This window comes from Streptomyces sp. NPDC041124 (genome assembly GCF_055592385.1).
Map to the genome: position 1 here is coordinate 417852 of NZ_JBVIYR010000006.1, position 18506 is coordinate 436357.

15 protein-coding genes are annotated in these 18506 nt (G+C 73.2%); 7 read left to right on the forward strand and 8 right to left on the reverse strand.

Annotated features, from left to right (window positions below):
- Positions 1 to 7: 7 nt before the first annotated feature.
- A complete protein-coding gene (locus tag ACZ6A9_RS19280; RefSeq protein WP_468986960.1) occupies positions 8 to 1786 on the reverse strand; it encodes a serine hydrolase domain-containing protein in 1779 nt (592 codons plus the stop codon).
- A gap of 207 nt (positions 1787 to 1993) precedes the next feature.
- Between ACZ6A9_RS19280 and ACZ6A9_RS19285 the strand changes: the two genes are divergently transcribed.
- Entirely contained in the window at positions 1994 to 2572 is a 579-nt protein-coding gene (locus tag ACZ6A9_RS19285; protein ID WP_468987234.1) for a TetR/AcrR family transcriptional regulator, read from the forward strand.
- A gap of 12 nt (positions 2573 to 2584) precedes the next feature.
- Here ACZ6A9_RS19285 and paaK read toward each other — a convergent pair whose 3' ends face one another.
- The gene (gene paaK, locus ACZ6A9_RS19290; RefSeq protein WP_468986965.1) at positions 2585 to 3868 is read right to left on the reverse strand and encodes a phenylacetate--CoA ligase PaaK; all 1284 of its coding nucleotides are present in this window, start codon (positions 3866 to 3868) and stop codon (positions 2585 to 2587) included.
- A gap of 229 nt (positions 3869 to 4097) precedes the next feature.
- On the opposite strand from paaK, the gene ACZ6A9_RS19295 reads away from it, so the two are divergent.
- The 3 genes from ACZ6A9_RS19295 to ACZ6A9_RS19305 all read left to right on the forward strand — a co-directional run bounded on the left by ACZ6A9_RS19295 (position 4098) and on the right by ACZ6A9_RS19305 (position 5993).
- Positions 4098 to 4340, forward strand: coding sequence for a DUF397 domain-containing protein (locus ACZ6A9_RS19295; RefSeq protein WP_145870994.1), 243 nt, complete (start codon positions 4098 to 4100; stop codon positions 4338 to 4340).
- 131 nt (positions 4341 to 4471) lie between these two features.
- On the forward strand, positions 4472 to 5380 hold the full coding sequence (locus ACZ6A9_RS19300) for a universal stress protein (protein WP_468986968.1): 909 nt from the start codon (positions 4472 to 4474) through the stop codon (positions 5378 to 5380).
- A 115-nt stretch (positions 5381 to 5495) separates the two neighbouring features.
- Positions 5496 to 5993 carry a hypothetical protein gene (locus tag ACZ6A9_RS19305; protein ID WP_468986972.1) on the forward strand — a complete coding sequence of 166 codons (498 nt, stop codon included), beginning with the start codon at positions 5496 to 5498 and terminating at the stop codon, positions 5991 to 5993.
- A gap of 57 nt (positions 5994 to 6050) precedes the next feature.
- On the opposite strand, the gene ACZ6A9_RS19310 is transcribed toward ACZ6A9_RS19305, so the two are convergent.
- On the reverse strand, positions 6051 to 8075 hold the full coding sequence (locus ACZ6A9_RS19310) for an N-acetylmuramoyl-L-alanine amidase (RefSeq protein ID WP_468986975.1): 2025 nt from the start codon (positions 8073 to 8075) through the stop codon (positions 6051 to 6053).
- Positions 8076 to 8328: 253 nt separating this feature from the next.
- The gene (locus ACZ6A9_RS19315) at positions 8329 to 9456 is read right to left on the reverse strand and encodes an aminoglycoside phosphotransferase family protein (RefSeq protein WP_468986980.1); all 1128 of its coding nucleotides are present in this window, start codon (positions 9454 to 9456) and stop codon (positions 8329 to 8331) included.
- Positions 9457 to 9691: 235 nt separating this feature from the next.
- Between ACZ6A9_RS19315 and ACZ6A9_RS19320 the strand changes: the two genes are divergently transcribed.
- Positions 9692 to 11182: a DNA-binding protein NsdB gene (locus tag ACZ6A9_RS19320; protein WP_468986983.1), complete on the forward strand. Its 1491-nt coding sequence runs from the start codon at positions 9692 to 9694 to the stop codon at positions 11180 to 11182.
- Between the two features lie 24 nt (positions 11183 to 11206).
- Here the strand turns inward: ACZ6A9_RS19320 and ACZ6A9_RS19325 are convergent, their stop codons facing one another.
- The 3 genes from ACZ6A9_RS19325 to ACZ6A9_RS19335 form a co-directional block, all read right to left on the reverse strand.
- Entirely contained in the window at positions 11207 to 12640 is a 1434-nt protein-coding gene (locus tag ACZ6A9_RS19325; RefSeq protein ID WP_468986986.1) for a PP2C family protein-serine/threonine phosphatase, read from the reverse strand.
- A 296-nt stretch (positions 12641 to 12936) separates the two neighbouring features.
- Positions 12937 to 14034: a baeRF3 domain-containing protein gene (locus ACZ6A9_RS19330; protein WP_468986989.1), complete on the reverse strand. Its 1098-nt coding sequence runs from the start codon at positions 14032 to 14034 to the stop codon at positions 12937 to 12939.
- A gap of 352 nt (positions 14035 to 14386) precedes the next feature.
- Positions 14387 to 15988: an alpha/beta hydrolase gene (locus ACZ6A9_RS19335; protein WP_468986992.1), complete on the reverse strand. Its 1602-nt coding sequence runs from the start codon at positions 15986 to 15988 to the stop codon at positions 14387 to 14389.
- A gap of 297 nt (positions 15989 to 16285) precedes the next feature.
- On the opposite strand from ACZ6A9_RS19335, the gene ACZ6A9_RS19340 reads away from it, so the two are divergent.
- Positions 16286 to 16906 (forward strand): chaplin, encoded by a 621-nt coding sequence (locus tag ACZ6A9_RS19340; RefSeq protein WP_468986997.1) that lies wholly within the window; start codon positions 16286 to 16288, stop codon positions 16904 to 16906.
- Positions 16907 to 17024: 118 nt separating this feature from the next.
- Here ACZ6A9_RS19340 and ACZ6A9_RS19345 read toward each other — a convergent pair whose 3' ends face one another.
- Positions 17025 to 17510 (reverse strand): nucleoside deaminase, encoded by a 486-nt coding sequence (locus ACZ6A9_RS19345; protein ID WP_468987000.1) that lies wholly within the window; start codon positions 17508 to 17510, stop codon positions 17025 to 17027.
- 85 nt (positions 17511 to 17595) lie between these two features.
- Here ACZ6A9_RS19345 and ACZ6A9_RS19350 point away from each other — a divergent pair, with 85 nt between their 5' ends.
- Positions 17596 to 18378: a GNAT family N-acetyltransferase gene (locus tag ACZ6A9_RS19350; RefSeq protein ID WP_468987003.1), complete on the forward strand. Its 783-nt coding sequence runs from the start codon at positions 17596 to 17598 to the stop codon at positions 18376 to 18378.
- Positions 18379 to 18506: the final 128 nt, after the last annotated feature.

Sequence of the window (18506 nt, forward strand, 5' to 3'; positions counted from 1 at the left end):
CGCAGGGTCAGCCGGCCGACCGCGTCCACCCCTGCGCCCGCAGGCGCGCCGCGTCGGCCGGGCGCGTCTCGTCGAAGAGCCGGCCGCCGGGCGTCTCGACGCGCAGCGTGCCGACGTACGCGCCGCGTCCGACGTACAGCCGGTCCGTCGTGTACCGCCAGCGCAGGGTGAGGCTCCGCGCGGCGGGCAGGGCGGCGGTCAGTTCGTGCCAGACCCGTCCGGACCAGCCGGTGGCCGTGCCCGACGGGTGCGGCTCCGGTTCGGCGTCACGGCGCACGGTGGTGAACGGCACCGGCTGCCAGCCGGCGCCGCCGTCGGTGGAGGCCTCCAGGGCGAGGACGTCGGCGCGGGGCTCGGTGTCCCACCACAGCGGGCAGCGCAGCCGGGCCGCGCCCGGGGAGGTGTCCAGCGCGGGCAGGGTGAGGGTGGCCGTCGACGCACTCGCCATCCCCGAGAACCACGCGGTACGGCCCCGGGCCGGCCGGACCGGTACCGCGCGGGCCAGCTGGTTCGCCGCGGCCACCCGGGGAGCGGAGCCGGAACGCCAACTGCGCACAGGGTGGACGGAGTTGCCCAGCACCACGAGGAACGAGTCGGTCGTCGGGTCGAGCACCAGGGACGTCCCGGTGAAGCCGGTGTGACCCGCCGTGCGCGGGGTGGCCATCGCGCCCATGTACCAGTGCTGGTGGAGCTCGAAGCCCAGACCGTGCTCGTCACCCGGGAAGGCGGTGTTGAAGTCCGTGAACATCAGCTCCACCGACTCCCGCGTCAGGATCCGGGCCCGGCCGTAGACACCGCCGTTGAGGAGGGTCCGCCCGAGGACCGCCAGGTCCCAGGCGTCGGAGAACACCCCCGCATGCCCGGCGACCCCGCCCAGACTGTGGGCGTTCTCGTCGTGCACCTCGCCCCACACCAGCCCCCGGTCCAGCCCGGACCACGGCCTGCGGGCGTCCTCGGTGGCCGCGATGCGGGGCTTCCAGGAGGCGGGCGGGTTGTAGCGGGTGCTGCGCATGCCCAGCGGGCCGGTGATCTCCTCGCGCAGGAGGACGTCGAGGGGGCGGCCGGTGACCTGCTCCAGGACCAGCTGCAGCGCGATCAGGTTCAGGTCCGAGTAGCGGTACACCGTGCCGGGCGGACCGGTCGGCGCCTCGTCGAGGACGAGTCGCACCTTCTCCTCGTACGTGGGCGCGTCGTACAGCGGGATCCAGGCACGGAAACCCGAAGTGTGGGTCAGGAGGTGGCGGAGCGTCATGTCCTGCTTGCCCGCGCGGCCGAAGTCCGGGAGGTACGAGGCGACGGTCGCCTCCAGCTCCAGCCGGCCCCGTTCGATCTGCTGCACGGCGAGGATCGAGGTGAACAGCTTCGACACCGATGCCAGGTCGAAGACGGTGTCCTCGGCCATGGGGATCTGCTGGTCCGGCGGGAACTCCACGCCGCTGTCGGTCTTCTCGTCGTACGCCCGGTAGCGCACCGCCATGCCGATGGGCCGGTGCAGCGCGACCGTGCCGCCGCGCCCGGCGAGCAGGACCGCCCCCGCGTACCAGGGGTGTTCGGGGGAGGGGGCGAGGAACGCCTCGGCCTCGGTGACCAGTTGCCCCAGCGGAGCGGCCAGCAGACCGGCGCGGCGCGCCGATCCCCGCCGCAGGGTCGGGTTGCCGCCGCGTACGGGTGCGGCCGCCGACGCCGGGTCGGCCGGAAGGGCCGCGAACGCCAGCGCTCCACCCAGCGCCAGCGTACCCGCGCCCAGTTGACGCCGGGTGATGCCTCTCGCCCCTTCGTCCGCCATCAGGTTCCTCCCGTGTCGGGCCCCGCGCGAGGGCTGAAAGAATTTTTCGCAGGTCGCCGTGCGGGTGAAACTTTCCTGTCACGGGCGGCCGGTGTCAATGGTGCGCGCGCGGTCGCCCGAGGTGTCCCTGGCGGGAGCGGACGACTTCAGGCGTAGTACTCTGGCCGAAGTGGTGTGAGGGAAGCCCGGCGGGTGGGGGTGGTGACAGTGGTGAGGCGCAACGAGCAGCGGCGGGCCGCGCTGGTCGACGCGGCGATCGAGGTGCTCGCCAGGGACGGCGCCCGGGGGCTGACCTTCCGGGCGGTGGACACCGAGGCCGCGGTACCCCCGGGCACCGCGTCGAACTACTTCACCTCGCGCGACGACCTCCTCACCCAGGCCGGTGCCCGGGTCTACGAGCGGCTCCAGCCGGACGAGGAGACCATCGCCAGGCAGCGGGCCGCCGGGCGCGACCGGCAGGTCTACGTGACGCTGATGCGTGAACTGGTCGGGCGCATCGCCTCCTTCCGCACCGGCTACCTCGCTCTCCTCGAACTCCGGCTGGAGGCCACCCGCCGGCCGGGACTGCGCCAGGTGCTCACCGAACGGGTCCGGGCCGACGTGGAAGCCAACGTCCGCTACCACGAGGGCTCGGGTCTCCCCGGAGACGCGACGGCCGTCAAGCTCCTCTACCTCGCGCTCAACTGGCTGATCGTCGAGCAGCTCACCCTGCCCGACGTCTTCACGCCGGAAGAGCGCGACCGGCTGGTGCGGGCCGCGGTCGAACGGATCGTGGCCGAGGGGTAGCCCGCCCGGCCCTCACTCCCGCTCCCCGCGCAGATCCACGATCCGGCGGATCTTGCCCACGGACCGCTCCACCGTCTCCGGGTCGACGATCTCCACGTCCACCGAGACCCCGATGCCGTCCTTCACCGCCGCCGCGATGGACCGCGCGGCCGCGTCCCGCGTCGCCGGGTCCGCGTCGGGACGGGCCTCCGCACGGACCGTGAGCACGTCCAGACGGCCGCGCGTGGTGAGCCGCAGCTGGAAGTGGGGCGCCACTCCCGGGGTGCGCAGCACGATCTCCTCGATCTGCGTGGGGAAGAGATTCACCCCGCGCAGGATCACCATGTCGTCGCTGCGCCCGGTGACCTTCTCCATCCGCCGGAACACCCGGCCGGTGCCCGGCAGCAGCCGGGTCAGATCCCGCGTCCGGTACCGCACGACGGGCATCGCCTCCTTGGTGAGCGAGGTGAAGACCAGCTCACCCCGCTCCCCGTCCGGGAGGACCTCACCGGTGAGCGGGTCGACGACCTCCGGGAAGAAGTGGTCCTCCCAGATGTGCAGTCCGTCCTTGGTCTCCACGCACTCCTGCGCGACCCCCGGACCGATCACCTCCGACAGCCCGTATATGTCGACCGCGTCGATGGCGAACCGCTCCTCGATCTCCTGGCGCATCCGCTCCGTCCACGGCTCGGCCCCGAAGATGCCCACACGCAGGGACGTCGAGCGCGGGTCGACGCCCTGCCGCTCGAACTCGTCGAGCAGGGTGAGCATGTAGGACGGTGTCACCATGATGACCGACGGTTTCAGGTCCTGAATCAGGGTGACCTGCCGGGAGGTCATGCCACCGGACGCCGGGACCACCGTGCAGCCGAGCCGCTCGGCACCGTAGTGGGCGCCCAGTCCGCCGGTGAACAGGCCGTAGCCGTAGGCCACGTGCACCACGTCGCCGGCCCGGCCGCCCGCGGCCCGGATCGAACGGGCGACCAGGTCCGCCCACAGGGACAGGTCACCCTCCGTGTAACCGACCACGGTGGGGCGGCCGGTGGTGCCGCTGGAGGCGTGGATACGGCGGACCCGGTCGCGCGGCACGGCGAACATCCCGTACGGGTAGTGGTCCCGCAGGTCCGCCTTGGTGGTGAACGGGAAGCGGGCCAGGTCGGCCGGCGAGCGGCAGTCCTCCGGACGGACGCCCGCGTCGTCGAAGGACTTCCGGTAGAACGGCACGTTGTCGTACGCGTGCCGCAGTGTGCTCCGCAGCCGTTCCGACTGGAGCGTCCGCAGGCCGTCGGGATCGAGCCGCTCCGCCGCGTCCGTCATCACACCTGCTCCTCGCCCGTCGTGCCGCACCGGACGACCGATCATTCGGTCGCACCTGAGGCATCAGTAAGTCAGGCCACCGGCACCCGGGGCAAGAGCGGGGCCCCGGCCTCTTCCGCGGGAGCGGCCGTCGGCCCCTCGGCCCCCGGGGTAGTTCCTCCACGGCCTGTCGGCGGCCGGACCCTGTCGCTAGGCTGACCGCGGACGACGAATCGGGAGGAGCACGGACGTGGCCGAGAGCACCACCCAGCAGCGCCCGCTCACGGGCTGGGACAAGCCGGACCTGGACCTCAGCAACGCGCAGTGGCAGTCCAGCAGTCGAGGCAGAGGGGACGTCCAGATCGCCTTCGTGGAGGGGTTCATCGCCATGCGCAACAGCGGCCGCCCCGAAAGTCCTTCCCTGATCTTCACCCCCGCCGAATGGGGCGCGTTCGTGTCGGGGGCCCGCGAAGGGGAGTTCGACCTCACCTGAGCCGCGACCGCCGCGGCTCACGTGTTCCCCGCGTTTTTCCGGACACGCGAGCTGAAGTGCCTCAGCCGGGCCGTGCCTGAGTCAGGCTGGCCCGGGGAAGGCGAAGGTCGTTACTCCGGAGGCGAGGAATGATGAGTACCCAGCCGGTCGTCGCGGCGGTCGACGGTTCCGAAGACAGCCTGCGTGCCCTGGAGTGGGCCCTCGACGCCGCCCGCCGGCGCGAGGCCACGCTGCGGATCGCGCACGTGCGCCAGTACGCCCCCTGGACCCAGCCCGAAGTGCCGGCGGCCGGGCCGCCCGGCCCCGACGAGGACCCGGTCCTCGACCAGGTGCGCACACACCTGGCGAAGCAGGACGCGCTCCCCGCCGTCGAGTACGTCGCGCTGGAGGGCGCGCCCGGCGCGCTGCTGCCCGAGATGGGGGCGACGGCCGCACTGCTGGTGCTCGGCTCGCGAGGACGTGGCGGCTTCGCGAGCCTGCTGCTCGGTTCCAACTCCCTGGCGGCGGCCCGGGACGCCGAGTGCCCGGTCGTCGTGGTGCCCCGCCCGGGGCAGGGCGACGACGGGGCGCCGGCCCGGCCGGGCCGGCCCGTGGTGGTCGGCATGAACGCCGACAGCCCCGACGACGCCACGCTCGGCTTCGCCTTCGCCGAGGCCGCGCTGCGCGGCGGCCGGCTGCGGATCGTCGTCGCCTATCCGTGGCCGCTGCAGACCTGGATGCTGCCGGGGGAGATGCCGCCCCCGGACATCGACCGGGGCGCGGTCGAGCATGAGACGAGGATCCTCGCCGAGGGGTTCCTCGCACCGCATTGGGAACGGCACGCGGGGGTCACGACCGAGATCGTGGTGCTACCGGGGGATGCCGCGGGCCATCTGGTCGAGGCCTCCCGGGACGCGGAGCTGGTGATCGTGGGGCGCCACCGGCGCCGTCTGCTGGCGCCCGCCCGGATGATGGGGTCGGTCACCCAGGCGGTCCTGCTCCATGCGGAGAGCCCGGTGGCGGTGGTCCCGCCGAGTCCGGGGGAGGAGGTGCCCGGGTAGGTCCGGTCGAGGGCCCTGGGGTCTCCCCGTCCCGCGCTGCGGCACCGGCCGGCGGGGTGGACCGAGGAGCTCGCCCGAGCGTCCGCATGCCGGTCCGGGCACGTACCATGGCGGCATGTCGTTCCTCCGCCGCCGCAGTGCCACGCCCGCCGGGCCCGACTTCGACGTTCTGGCCATGGACCCGGGCGACTGGCCCGGCAATCTGGGCGCCGGGCTACTGCCCGCCCCCGACGGAAGCTGCCAGGGTGTCTTCCTGCGGTACGACCTGTTCGGCGGCCGCGGCCCGGCGATGATCATCGGCAATCTACCCGCGGGCTCGCCGGCCCGGGAGGTCCCCGAGGGCGAGGTCCCCTTCGAGGTCGGACAGCTGCTGCTGGCGCTGGAGAACGACGAGGAGGTGACCGTCGTCGGCACCGAGGACATGCCGGTGATGCAGGGCGACAACCTGCTGATCGTGCGCCGCGTCAAACTCTCCGAGAGCCGGATCTCCTGCGTGCAGTTCGACCGCAGCGACAACGTCCTGGTGACCATCGCCGCATGGGACCGCCCCATCACCGACGACCTGTACGCCCTCCTCAAGCCACTGCCCGCGGAACTGTTCCAGCAGGGCTGACTGCCGGGGCCGGGTTCCGGCGGAACCCGGCCCTTCACCGTCGCGTCCGCCGCGCCGCTACGACGACGTCAGCGTGACGTCCGCCGCCCGCACGAAGCCGACCCGGTGACCGAACTGGATCTCGTAGTACTGGTCCTCGCCCCGCACCACCCGGTGCGACGCACCGTCGAAGGCCACCGCGTAGTAGTACTCCCCGGGCACCTTGCCCCCGGTCACGTACTTCTGGCCCTTCAGCACCGTGTACGGCAGCGGTGACACCGTCTGCGCCGGCACGCCCTCCGGGTAGGCCTCCTTCTCCGGATACGCCCTGCCGTACACGGGCACCGAGTCGAGTCCCTCGCGCGGGGTGACGACCTTGCCCCTGGCGGGGACCGCGGTGGGCTGCTTCGCCGGGTTCCTGAACCACGCCTTCTGTCCGAGGTACCAGATGGCGGTCCAGTCGCCCCAGCGGTCGGCGACCGCGTACTGCTGCCCGGTGGAGACCCGGGAGGACAGGTCGTTCACCCCGGTGGACGGCGCCGAGCCGAGGCCGATGTCCCTGATCAGCGGGGAGCTCTCGTCGTGGTCGGAGTACAGCCGCACCGCGCTGGACCCGTGCGTGGCGCAGGGCTCGCCCGCGCTCTCGCAGCCGGTGAAGACCGGCCGGTTGGCGGAGTAGTCGGGGCGGATGGTGACCACGCCGGAGTTACGGCCGGCCGTCGCCTCCAGGGGGCGGCCCAGCAGCTCGAAGTAGTGCCGCCAGTCCCAGTAGGGCCCCGGGTCGGTGTGCATGCCGGCGATGGTGGCCGCCGTCGTTCCCGGCACCGTGTCGTGGCCGAGGATGTGCTGCCGGTCCAGCGGAATGCCGTACTTGCCGGCCAGGTACTTCACCAGCCGGGCCGAGGACCGGTACATCGCCTCGGTGTACCAGGCGTCCGGCTCCGCCAGGAAACCCTCGTGCTCCAGGCCGATCGAGCCCGCGTTGACGTACCAGTTGCCCGCGTGCCAGGCCACGTCCTTGGCCTTCACGTGCTGGGCGATGTGACCGTCGGTGGAGCGCAGACTGTACTGCCAGGACACGTAGGTGGGATCCTGCACCATGTCGAGGACGCCCTCCCAGGCGCCCTCCGTGTCGTGGACGACGATGTACCGGATCGCCTGCGAGGCGGGCCGGTTCCCCAGGTCGTGGTTGCCGTAGTCGCCGTCCCCGAACTCCGCGTACGGTGCCGGGATCCACTCGCACGACACGGTCCTCGGACACTCGGTGCCGGCGGCGGAGGCCCCCCTCAGTCCGGCGCGGGCCAGGGCCGACGTCTCGGGCTCGAGGCCGGGGCGGGCGGGCAGCGCGACGCGCTGTCCCGCGTCCGTGACCCGTTCCTCGCCGGCGCGGATCACCTCGAAGACGTCGTTCGCGTACGCCGCGGCCGTCGCGGCGTCGTCGGCGCCGGAGAAGAGCGCCACGGCCGCGTACCAGTCGGCCGGGTCGTCGCTCCCCGGCACACCCAGCCGCCGCTGTGCCTCGGCCAGCAGGGCGGCACCACCCGCCACGTTCGCGGCCGGGTCCTCCCGCAGCCGCTCGGGGCTGAGACCGGTCAGCCGGGCCGCCTCGGGCAGCGTGGTCAGCCGGTCCGGCAGGTCGCTGGTGCGCGGCGCCCGCGTCTCGGGACGCAGCGGCGGGCGGGCGTCGTCGCCGCGGGGATCCTCCGTGCCCTCGCCGTGGTGCTCGGACGCGGCGAGCGCGGTACGGGCGTCCGTGAGGTGCATCGGCCCGTAGCCGCCGGTCACGCTCGGTGCCCCGCCGTGCGCGTCCCAGCGTGACTGCAGGTAGGAGACGCCCAGCAGCACGCTCCGCGGCACGTCGTACCGGGCGGACGCGTCGGCGAACGCCTGCTGGAGACGGGAGGCGGCCGGCGGGGCGGGGGTGGGCGCGACGCCCAGCAGGGGCAGCGTCAGAGCGGCCGCGGCGAGGATGCGCAGGGCGATGGACTTCCGCCCGCTCGTGGGGGTCCCCCTGTTCGAGCGAAGTCGAAAGTGGGAGTGGGGGAGGGGGGCGCGCCGGGTCCGGCCGGTCGTGCGGACGGGGTCGGTGGGGGGTGGTCGCAATGCAGCCTCCTGGGACGGACGGGCACGGTACGCCGTGTGGAGCCGAGCGGTGCGAGTCAGTGCTACCGGTCGGCTGACCATCCGTCAATCATGCTCAGGAGCCTGCGTTCTCTGGCCGGTCGGGACCTGCGGTGCGTCAGTGGCGTACACCAATGGTCCCCGGGTGGGCGTCCCCGGTGGAGGTGGCGCAGCCCGCCGGGTCCGGGCTGACTCCCTCGCTCGACTGCCCGCCGCCGCGGGCAGTCGAACGGGTTCAGCGGGTGCCCACCGCCGCGCGCACAGCTCGTCGGGCGAGCTGACAGTCGTCGTGCAGGCGGCGCAGCAGCAGCCGCTGCTCCTCGCCGGAAGCCGCGCCACTGGGGTGCGCGGCCGGGGCCGTCTCGTGCATCGAGCGCTGCACCGCCGTCTCGTAGGTGCGGATCTCCCGGGTCAGCACCAGCATCAGGTTCACCAGGAAGGCGTCCCGTGAGGCGGGTCCGGCCGACTGGGCGATCTGGCTGATCTGGCGACGGGCCACCGGCGCGTCCCCGAGGACCGACCAGAGCGTCGCCAGGTCGTAGCCCGGCAGGTACCAGCCGGCGTGCTCCCAGTCGACCAGCACCGGTCCGGCCGGCGAGATCAGGATGTTCGACAGCAGCGCGTCGCCGTGGCAGAACTGGCCCATGCCCTGGCGTCCGGTCGCCAGCGCGATGCCGTGCAGGAGTTTCTGCAGGTCGCCGAGGTCCCGGTCGGTGAGCAGCCCCAGCTCGTGGTAGCGGGAGATGCGGGCCGCGTAGTCCAGCGGGGCGTCGAACGTCCCGGCCGGCGGCCGCCAGGAGTTCAGCCGGCAGATCGCGCCGAGTGCCGCCCTGATGTCCGCCCGCGGTGGCGCCTCCGCCGGGTGCCGCTGGAGCGCCACCACCCGGCCGGGCAACCGCTCGATCACCAGCGTGCAGTTGTCCGGATCCGCTGCGATCAGCCGGGGCACCCGCACGGGGGGGCGGTGCCGGACGAACGAGCGGTATGCCGCTATTTCGTGGCGGATCCGCTCACTCCACGCGGGGGAGTGGTCCAGTAAGCACTTCGCGACCGCGGTACTGCGCCCGGTGGTGCCGACCAGCAGCACGGACCTGCCGGTGCGGCGCAGCACCTGGACCGGCGCGAACTCCGGGCAGATGCGGTGCACCGAGGCCAGCGCGGTGCGCAGCTGGGCACCCTGCGGACCGGACAGGTCGAGCCTCCCGCTGAGCGGCTGGGTGCCCGGTCCCGCTGTGCGCCGTGCGCTGCCCGCGCCGAGGACGGGGGCAGCCGGGCGCGCAGGGGCGAGGTAGGGGCCACTGTCCGACGGACGCGGACGCAGCGGCCGGGGCGGGGCGGACACGGAGGACGATGCTGCGTACATGGGTGATACAGATCCCTTCGTGTGCCTGCGACGTCAGTGCACCACCAGGCCCGGCCGCCCGGCCGCACCCTGGGGGAATGCCCCTGCGGCGACGGGGTCGTGGTGGCGCGTTCCTACTCGACACCGGATGGCCCCTGGCACACCATCTGGCGCACCCTGGCGAACCCTGGCGAATAGTCGCCCGGCAACCCGCACCGGGCTACTGTCAACTCAGCCGAGAACCTGGGGGCTTGACGTGAGCGGACAACCCAACACCCGGCTCTCGGACCTGTTCGGCCTGGCCGGCTGGTCCAAGGGCGAACTCGCGAGGCTGGTCAACCGGCAGGCGGCGGCCATGGGCCACCCCCAGCTGGCGACCGACACCTCCCGGGTGCGGCGGTGGATCGACATGGGAGAGATCCCGCGCGATCCCGTACCGCGGGTGCTGGCAGCCCTGTTCACCGAGCGTCTCGGCCGTGTCGTGACCATCGAGGATCTCGGTCTGGTCCGGCACGGGCGTACGGGGAAACGGCCACGCCCCGGGAGTGCGGAACATCCCGACGGAGTGCCGTGGGCGCCCGAGCGGACAGCCGAGGTCCTCACCGAATTCACGGGAATGGACCTCATGCTCAACCGACGCGGCCTGGTGGGCGCGGGCGCCGCGCTCACCGCGGGCTCCGCACTCAGCAGCGCCATGCACGACTGGCTGCACACCGATCCGGCCCTGACCGCCGACGCTCCCCGTCTCCACGATCCCCTGCACGCCGACCCCGCCGGCTTCGACCGCTACGAGGCCGCTCCCATCGGCTCGCAGGAGATCGAGGAACTGGAGCGCTCCGTGGAGGTGTTCCGCGCCTGGGACGCCGCCCGGGGCGGGGGCCTCCAGCGCAAGGCGGTGGTCGGCCAGCTCAACGAGGTGGGCGGCATGCTCGCCTACCACCACCCACCCCATCTCCAGCGGCGCCTGTGGGGCGTCGCCGCCAACCTCGCCGTGCTCGCCGGCTGGATGTCCCACGACGTCGGCATGGAACCCACGGCGCAGAAGTACTTCGTCATCGCCGCCCACGCGGCACGGGAGGGCGGCGACCGCCCGCGTGCCGGCGAGGCGCTGTCCCGGGCGGCCCGTCAGATGGTGCACCTCGGGCGGCCCGACGAGGCACTGGACCTGATGAAGCTCGCCCAGTCCGGGTCGGGTGAGGAGGTGCTGCCGCGCACCCGCGCGATGTTCCACACCATCGAGGCGTGGGCGCAGGCGTCCATGGGCAAGGGGCAGGCGATGCGCCGCACCCTGGGCCGCGCCGAGGACCTGTTCGTCTCCGACAAGGGGGACGTGCCGCCGCCGAACTGGATGCAGTTGTTCAACGAGGCGGACCTGTACGGCATGCAGGCCCTGGCGTACCGGACGCTCGCGGAGTTCGAGCCGGACGCCGCCGCGCACGCCCAGCACTACGCGGACAAGGCGCTGGCGCTGCGGGTCGAGGCACAGCAGAGGTCCAAGATCTTCGACTTCCTGTCCATGGCGTCCGCCTGCTTCATCGCCGACGATCCCGAACAGGCGGACCGGTTCGCGCGGCTCGCCCTGGTGTCGATGGGGCAGAACTCCTCGCGCCGTACCTGGGACCGGCTGCGCCAGATGTACCGGCTCACCGCCGAGTACTCCTCGTATCCGAGGATCCAGGAACTGAGGGAGGAGATCGAGCTGGCGCTGCCCAGACCCCGGGGCAAGGGCGGCACCGCCCGGACGTGACGGCCCGGCCCCCGTGGAGCGGGGCTACGCGGCGACCCGAGCCACCAGTACGCAGGCGTGGTCCGCGCGCTCCCCCTCGCCGTACTCCCGTAGCACGGCCCGGACGCAGTCCCGCGCGGTGCGGGTTCCGGTGAGGACGGGAGCCAGGGGGAGGAGTTGGTGGGCTGCGGTCGCTCCGGCGTGCCCGGGCACCAGCAAGTCGGTGTGCAGGAGCAGCAGATCGCCGACCTCGAGGGTCTCCTCGGCCTGTCCGTACGCGGAGTCCGGGGCGGCGCCGAGCGGTACGCCGCGCGGAGCTTCCAGTGCCCGCCCCGTCCCGCCGCGGAACAGCAGCGGTGCGGGGTGTCCCGCCTGGGCCCACACCAGGGAGCGGGTGGCGGGCCGGTAGCGCAGGCAGACGGCGCTGCCCAGGGCCGGCTGCGCGCCGACGTCCAGTAACCGGTTCAGGCAGGCCAGCAGCGGGCCCGGCTCGATGCCGGTCATCGCCATCCCGCGCACGGCGCCGAGCAGCATCGCCGTACCGGACACGGCGCCGACGCCGTGTCCGGTCAGGTCGCCGACGCCGAGCAGTGTGGTGCCGTCGGGCAGTTCCAGGGAGTCGCACCAGTCGCCCCCGACCGCGGTGTGTGCGGACGGTGGCAGGTGGGCCGCGGCGATGTCCAGGGTCCCCGGGCCGTCGTGGGGGGTCCGCGGACCGTCGTGCGGGAGCCGCCGGGAGCCACGCCACGGCGGCGGCACGGCCTCCCGCGGCTCCACCACGAGCGGCTGCCCGGTCCCCGTGGCGGCGTGCCGGTGGTGGTGCAGCCAGTCACGGGTCTCGCTCACCGCCCGCCGGCAGCGGCGCAGTTCACTGACGTCCCGCAGCACGGCCCACATCGAGGCGGTGCTTCCGTCGGCGCCGAGCACCGGTTCGCCCATCATGTGGACGGTCCGTACGCCGTCGCCCGGGCGCAGGACCCGGAACTCGCCGTCGATCGGCCGGCCGTCGACGAGACAGCCGGTGACCATCCCGGTCAGGGAGGGCCGGTCCTCGTCGACGACCAGCGACGGCAGTTCGTCGAGGGTGAGCGGGGGTGCGGCCGGGTCGCGGCCCAGGATGCGGTACAGCTCGCCGGACCAGCTGACTTCGTCGGTGAGCAGGTTCCACTCGGCGCTGCCGACCCGGCTGAGCAGGGAGTCGGGAGGTGGCACGGCTGTCGCGGCAGGCGGGCCGGACACCATCGGCGGGTCGTCGCGCAGATGGGCCAAGTGCTGGTCGAGGTCGTCCAGTTGGTGCAGCGCCAGGTCGTACAGGGCGCGCCGCCAGCGTTCCCTGGGGTCCGTCGTGTCCGCCGGGGTGCCGCGTCGTACGGCGTCCACGTCGCCCTTGAGCCGCCGGGCCTGCGAGATGAGCGCGTCGACCGGGCCGCGTGGCGGCGGCTGGGCGGCGGGGCGGTCCGCGGAGAGGTGGGACGGCATGAGACGCACTCCGATGCGGGACGGTACGGCCTTCAGGCGGAGGGAGGGACCGCTACGACTGTCGCACAGCCCGCGAGGGCCTGTGAGAGATTCGGCAACACCCGACCAGGCGGTGCCCTTGGCATATGCCACCGTCTTCTCGGGACTATCCAGGGGTATGCCCTGGGGTGTGTTCGGCTCCTCAACTCTTATAATTCGCAAGGGATTTGGGGGCTACCCGATATCCTGGATCCACTCACTCGCATGTTCGACGTTCAGGCGTGTGCGCGGGGAGTGACCGGCGGGTAACCCCGCATTCAGTAGCGCAGGACCGCGGCCATGCCGTCCGCGTCCCCGAGGGTGCCGTCCGGGACGAAGCGGACCTCGGCGCCCGTCTCCAGGCACTGCTCGACGATCTCGTCCACGATGTCCTCGCGGGCGTCCAGGTCGCCGTCCTCGGCGATGATCAGATGGTCGCCGGCGTCGCGCACCGTGATCCGGTAGTTCTCCTCGACCGCCAGCAACCGGACCCGGCCCTCCCGGGCGCTCTGCCACAACTCGTCCACGCCGGCCGCGAACTCCTTGCGTCCGCGGGCCGATTCCAACGACCGGGACACGTCCTCGGTGCGCTTGCGCGCCTCGTCCTGGAGGACCGGCTGCACGGCCTGCCACACCGCCTCGGCCGTCCCGTGTGCCAGCCCGCCGTGCGGGACGTGCACGGCGTCCTTGGCCGTGGCGCTGCCGGCCTCGCTCAGCAGCGACAGTGCGGCGGGATCGCCGGTGACGTACAGCGGCCGCGGGTGGTGGCGCAGGACGGCGCCCATCGCCGTGTCGGCCTCGCGCAGGAACCGGCGGGTGTCCTCGTCCCGGAAGTTGCTCGGCTGGTCACCGGACCGTTCCTGCCGCTCGGGGTCGAAGTTCGGCTGCTCGCGCACGAGGGGGAAGGCGCCGATGTGTTCCTCGGCGACGCGGTCCGCGCCGCCGCTCCACAGAGTGGCCCGGTCGGCGGCCACGGACAGCACCCAGAACGGCTGCTCCGCCGTGTGGGCGGAGACCAGGTTGCGGGTCAGGAAGGTGTCCGACACGACGACCCGTTCGGGCACGCTCCGGGCGAGGGACCACACCTGGTGCTCGCCCGGAGCGGCGAAGATCACCAGGCCGTCCTCGCTGTGCGACAGGTCGACCTCCGTCAGGGCCTGGTCGAGCTGCCGGGCCACGTCGGCGCGCCGGTCCCGGGTGACCGCGGGATCGGCCTCCAGCTTCTTCTTGGCCTCGGACACCATGTTGCGCAGCCGGACGGCGTCCTGGGTGCTGAGGGGATCGCGCCGGTGCGTCGGCGTCAGCAGGGACACCGCGGGGTAGGGGCGCGGACGGCGAAGCTCGGCAAGGGTCGCGGGACTCAGATCGTGCTCCATGACAGCACCATAGGGCGAATTCCACGCTAGGGCATTTGGGGCAAAGCCCCGCACGTGCGAACCCGGCCCGCCCGGGGGCGGCGACCGGCGGGGAGGGCCCGCCTACCTCCGCGCGACGGAGAGCGGGCCGTGCGGTCGACACGGCGAGGAGCACCGGTGGCACCGTCGCGCGGGCAACCGGGTGCCGGGGTCGGTGGCCCGAGCGCGGTTCCGGGTGCGTGCTCGCGGTGGCGTCCCTGTGCGGCCACGCCGGCCGGCGCCGGCGCGGCGGCACAACGGCCCGGCCGGGCGCGGTCCGTGTGCCCGGCCCGGCCCGGCGGTGAGTGAGCGTGCCGGCGGTGCCGGCAGGAGGTCAGAGCCGGTCCTCGTTCTCGCTGCCGCAGGAACTGCCGCTCGGCGGCAGGGAGCCGTGCAGCAGGAAGTCGTCGATCGCGCGGTGGACGCAGTCGGACGATCCGTAGCCGGTGTGGCCCTCGTCGCGGTTGTCCAGCACCACCGCCGCGGAACCGAGCCGCTCGGCGGTCTGCACCGTCCACCGGTACGGCGTGGCGGGGTCGCCCCGGGTGCCCACCAGCAGCATCCTCGCCGTGTCGACGTCCTTGACCCGCTCCCGGATGTAGTCGGTTCCCGCGGGCCGGCCGTAGCAGAGCACGACCTGGGCGAGCCGGTACGGGCCGAAGACCGGTGAGGCCTCCTCGTACGCCGCCCGCAGGCGGGCCACGTCGCGGGTCAGCCGTTCGGCGTCCGGCCGGTCGGGGTCGTCCGCGCAGTTCACCGCCATCAGCGCCGCCGGCAGGTTGTCCAGCGGCACCTCCTCCGGTTCGGTCAGGGGTTCGTCGGTCCGCCGCGGTACGGGCAGCCCCGCACCGCCGGTCGCGAGGGCCTCGACCCCGCTGATGTCCCCGTCCTCGACGAGCTCGGCGAGCGCCCTTTGCAGCAGCGGCCACATCTGCTTGGTGTACAGGCCCTGCGCGATGGCGCCGACCAGGTCCTGACCGGTGAACTCGTAACCGAAGTCGGTCGGCACCGGGTTCTCGTCGAGCGAGTCGACCAGGTCCACGACCTGTGTGCGGGCGGTGCGCGCGTCCTGTCCGAACGGGCAGGCCAGTTCCTCGGTGCACCAGGTGAGGAAGTTCTGCAGAGCCGTCTGCTGTCCCCGCGCGCTCGCCAGCCCCTGCTCGGCCAGCGACTCGGTCAGTGTGTCGACGCCGTCCAGCGCCATGCGTCCCACCTTCCGCGGGAACTTGGCCGCGTACACCGCGCCGAGCCGGGTTCCGTAGGAGAAACCCAGGTAGTTGAGCTTCTTGTCGCCGAGCGCCTGGCGCATCACATCCAGGTCGCGGGCGACGTCCACGGTTCCGATGTGCTCGAGGACGGGCCCCGAGTGCTCGGCGCACTCGGCCGCCACCTCGCGCAACTGCCGCAGCGTCTCGCGCGGATCGGTCATCTCCTCGCCGTCGGTCGCCTCCAGCGCCTGAGCGGTGGCGTCCGTGCCACAGCTGACCGGTGAGGAGAGGCCGACGCCGCGGGGATCGAAGGAGACCACGTCGTAGTCGTCGGTCAGCCCCAGGAAGTCCTTGCGGCCGTGGGCGAGTCCGAGTACCCCGGAACCACCGGGGCCGCCGAAGTTCAGCACCACCGAGCCGCGGGGGTCGCCGGTCGCCCGGTAACGGGCCAGGGCCAGTTCGAGGGTGCCCCCGCCGGGATCCGCGTAGTCGAGCGGAACGGTGATCTTTCCGCACTGCAGGTCCTTCGGCAGGTCCATGCCCTCGCACGCGGACCATGCGATCTTCTGGTCGTAGAACCGGTCGAGTTCCGAGCCGGTGCGGCCGGTCGCGGTCAGGCCGGTGCCCAGCAGGGCCAGGCCGACCACTCCAGCGGTCGCGCAGCGCGGGACCGAGGGGCGCATCGCGCACCGCCGGAGACGGAGTCGCTCGGACAGCTTGACCAGCATCGATGCCTCCCGGGACGCCCCGACCGGTGCCCTCGCCCACCATAAGCGGGCCCCGCGGCCTCTGCCCGTCGGCCGGACCCGGGGGCACCCCCGGCCCGGACCCGGTGTTCACGCGCCAGGAGTTCGAGGGGCTTTGCCCGCAGTTCGAGCGGCGGAACCCCCGATGGGGTGAACCGGCTGCGGCATACGGATGAGCCATAACCCGGATGCCGCAGCCGCGTTCTATCCGGTGCGGGCGAGCGCCCGCGACCATGTCTGGAAGGGCAGGGACCTATGAGACGGGTTACCCGAAACGGTGTGATCGCCGTCGCCGCCGCGTCGGGCGCGATGGCCGTGGCGGTGCCGGCGTACGCCGACGCCGGGGCGGACGGCGCCGCGGTCGGCTCGCCCGGGGTGGTGGCGGGGAACACCCTCCAGCTCCCGGTGCACGTCCCGGTGAACGTGTGCGGCAACACGGTGAACGTGGCGGGCGTCCTCAACCCCGCCGCGGGCAACACCTGCGTCAACGAGGACACGGGAGAGCGGGGCGCTTCCGCGGACTCCTCCACCGGGGCGAGGACCGGGAGCGACACGCAGGGCTCCCCGGGAGTGCTGTCCGGCAACGGGGTGCACCTGCCCGTGGACCTCCCGGTCAACGTCAGCGGCAACAGCGTGAACGTGGCCGGCGCGGGCAACGCATCCGCCGGCAACTCCTCCGGCAACACCGGAGGTGAGCGCCCCGCCCGCCCGGAGCGGCCTGAGCCCGCCACCACACCGCGCACCCTGCCCGCCCCGGCTCCGCACACGGCCGCGCAGGAGCCCGTCGCCCTCGCCGAAACGGGAGCCGACCGGACGCTGCCTGCTCTCGCGACCGGCGCGGCACTCTTCCTGAGCGGGGCCGCGCTGTACCGCCGGGCCCGCGCGGGGGCGGTCGGCTGAACCGGCCGGCCGGGAGAACGATCGAGCTCACGGGGCCCCGGCGTCCGGGTCGGCGGGGCCCCGTGGTCGTGCCCGTCACGGGTGGTGCCCGGCCATTCCCGCGCGGAGCCCTCTCAGGTCAGCCCTGCCGGCGGTGGAAGCGCCGGTGCAGCTCCTTGATCTCCTCGGTCAGCGCGGGCACGGGACCGTCCACGGTGACACCCGGGGCGACCACGGAGACGGGCAGTGTCCGCACCGGCGGGGCGGGCACCCCCAGCTCCGTCAGCCAGGACCCCAGCTGCTCGGAGGAAGCGACGTACACGATGCGTCCGAGGCCCACCCAGGCGTGGGCGGCGGCGCACATCGGGCAGTGCTCGCCGGAGGTGTACACCGTGGCCGCGGCCCGTTCGGCGGGGGCGAGGTGCGCCGCCGCCCAGCGTGCCAGCTCGAACTCCGGGTGCCGGGTGCGGTCCCCGGACGCGACGCGGTTGTGGTCCTCGGCGAGCACCGTGCCGTCCGCGGCGACCAGTACCGAACCGAACGGCTCGTCACCGGATTCCAGCGCCTCGGCCGCCAGCTCCACGCAGCGCCGCAGGTACGGCAGTTCGTCATCCTTCACGACCATGGTCCCGCCTCCTCACGAGCGACTTGATCCACAGTCACCCTAATCCCGTTGCTCACCGGCACCGGCCCGTGCTGGAGTCGCCCGCATGGACGACGCCGACCTGCTGTCCCTGTTCGACCGTGACATGCGTGAGGGGGCGCGGCCCGACGGCCCCGGGGCCCGCGTGGAGCGAGTGGGCGCCGTCGTGCGCCGCACCGCCCCCGGGCACGGCTGGAACGGCATCCTCTGGTCCGCCCTGGAGGCGGCGGACGCCGACGCGGTGATCGCGGAGCAGGTCGCGTACTTCACCGGGCTCGAGCGCGACTTCGAGTGGAAGCTGTACGGCCACGACCTGCCCGCGGACCTCGGGCAGCGGCTCGTGGCGGCGGGATTCACGCCGGAGCCGGAGGAAACGCTGATGATCGGCGAGACCGCCGCACTCACCCTCGACGCCGGGCCGCCCGAGGGCGTGCGCATCGTGCCCGTCACCGACCGGGCGGGCGTCGACCTGGTGGCCGGGGTGCACGAGAGGGCGTTCGACGCCGACGCCTCGTGGCTGCGCGGACAGTTGCTCGACCAGCTGGCCGACTGCCCGGGCACCGTCGTCGCCGTGCTCGCCCTGGCCGGCGACGAGCCGGTGAGCGCGGCCCGCATGGAACTGACGCCGGGAACCCGCTTCGCCGGACTGTGGGGCGGCGGCACGGTACGGGGCTGGCGCGGCCGGGGCATCTACCGCGCCCTGGTGGCACACCGGGCCCGCGTCGCCGCGGACCGCGGCTACCCCTACCTCCAGGTGGACGCCTCCGATCAGAGCCGCCCCATCCTCGAACGCCTCGGTTTCGCCGCCGTGACGTCGACCACGCCGTATCTGTACACGCCCGTGCGGTGAGGCGCCGCGGCCCGTTCGCCCCTCCCACGGAGGAGACCGCCGCGCGGGCCTCCTCCGCCTCCGCTGCACGACGCCGGCGTCCGGCGGCACCGTCGAGGGGTGCCGCCGGACGCCGGCTTCGCTCATCC

Excerpts from the sequence above, each read along its gene's own strand:
- paaK (WP_468986965.1), bottom strand. The coding sequence starts at position 3,868 with ATGACGGACGCGGCGGAGCGGCTCGATCCCGACGGCCTGCGGACGCTC.
- ACZ6A9_RS19325 (WP_468986986.1), bottom strand. The coding sequence starts at position 12,640 with ATGCCGTCCCACCTCTCCGCGGACCGCCCCGCCGCCCAGCCGCCGCCA.
- ACZ6A9_RS19335 (WP_468986992.1), bottom strand. The coding sequence starts at position 15,988 with ATGCTGGTCAAGCTGTCCGAGCGACTCCGTCTCCGGCGGTGCGCGATG.
- ACZ6A9_RS19300 (WP_468986968.1), top strand. The coding sequence starts at position 4,472 with ATGAGTACCCAGCCGGTCGTCGCGGCGGTCGACGGTTCCGAAGACAGC.
- ACZ6A9_RS19330 (WP_468986989.1), bottom strand. The coding sequence starts at position 14,034 with ATGGAGCACGATCTGAGTCCCGCGACCCTTGCCGAGCTTCGCCGTCCG.
- ACZ6A9_RS19345 (WP_468987000.1), bottom strand. The coding sequence starts at position 17,510 with ATGGTCGTGAAGGATGACGAACTGCCGTACCTGCGGCGCTGCGTGGAG.
- ACZ6A9_RS19350 (WP_468987003.1), top strand. The coding sequence starts at position 17,596 with ATGGACGACGCCGACCTGCTGTCCCTGTTCGACCGTGACATGCGTGAG.
- ACZ6A9_RS19280 (WP_468986960.1), bottom strand. The coding sequence starts at position 1,786 with ATGGCGGACGAAGGGGCGAGAGGCATCACCCGGCGTCAACTGGGCGCG.
- ACZ6A9_RS19315 (WP_468986980.1), bottom strand. The coding sequence starts at position 9,456 with ATGTACGCAGCATCGTCCTCCGTGTCCGCCCCGCCCCGGCCGCTGCGT.
- ACZ6A9_RS19305 (WP_468986972.1), top strand. The coding sequence starts at position 5,496 with ATGTCGTTCCTCCGCCGCCGCAGTGCCACGCCCGCCGGGCCCGACTTC.